The organism is Companilactobacillus halodurans (genome assembly GCF_009600985.1).
Taxonomy (GTDB): domain Bacteria; phylum Bacillota; class Bacilli; order Lactobacillales; family Lactobacillaceae; genus Companilactobacillus; species Companilactobacillus halodurans.
Window position 1 is genome coordinate 1 of record NZ_VDFP01000268.1, and the last position, 1,058, is coordinate 1,058.

1 protein-coding gene is annotated in these 1,058 nt (G+C 37.4%); it reads right to left on the reverse strand.

All coding sequences use genetic code 11. The features are described from left to right. Positions 1 to 1,058, reverse strand: a 1,058-nt coding sequence (locus FHL06_RS14085; protein WP_238334072.1) for a UDP-N-acetylmuramoyl-tripeptide--D-alanyl-D-alanine ligase, incomplete at both ends; no start/stop codon positions are given.

The window sequence follows — 1,058 nt, forward strand, 5'->3', positions numbered from 1 at the left end:
TGTGGATATCTTTGAGACTGTGCAAAACTTCAATCGCTGCTGTGGGATTAGAGTTATACACATCACTCAAAATATCAGCACCATTTTTGGCTTTAAGCCATTCAGTTCTATTCTCAGTCACAAACAAGTCACGCAAAGCTTGTTGCATTGCAAGTGGTTTAATATGAGACGCTTGACCAACTAATAAAGCTGCCAAGGCATTATTGACGTTATACTCCCCCATCATTGGAATTTCAAACTTAACGTCTGGCCATTGATTGGTTGTAAAACTAGTTGTTGTCTTCTTAGCTTCAATTTCAGTTGCATATAAATTGTTGCTATTATGACTACCAAAAGTTAATTGATCTTGGTTAACCTTTTTAGCACGTTCCAACAGTAATGGTTCATCCCCGTTATAAATGAAAGTACCATCTTCATGCAAGTGATCAGTGATTTCCATTTTGGCATCAGCAATCTTATCTCTTGTTCCAAAGAACTCAATATGTGCTTCACCAATCATAGTAATAACTGAAATATCGGGATTAGCGATACTACTCAAATGATCAATTTGACCAGGACGATCCATGCCCATTTCCACAACTAATACTTCGGTGTTAGTTGGCATGTTCAAAATTGTAAAAGGTACACCAATCTCGTTATTGAAATTTTGTGGTGTTTTAGCAACATTGTTACTTGTGCTCAAAACCTTGGCAATCATATCTTTAGTCGTCGTCTTTCCATTACTACCAGTCACGGCAACAACCTTGGGATTAACTTTATTCAAATAATACTTGGCTAATGTTTCAAAAGCGTTCGAAACATTCTTAACGACAACATAAGGTATCTTGTCATTAGGAATATCATGATCACTTTGCCAAATTGTCGCGCTCACGCCATTTTCTATTGCGCTGTCGATAAATTCATGTCCATCACGTTCCCCTTGTAATGGAAAGAACAAATCGCCTTGTTTGGCCTTACGACTATCGAAGCAAACGCCAGTTATTTCAACGTCCTCGATTGAGTCGCTTTGAATTTTTAATGCAGAGTAGACTTCCCTTAACTTCATTTTCATGAATAAA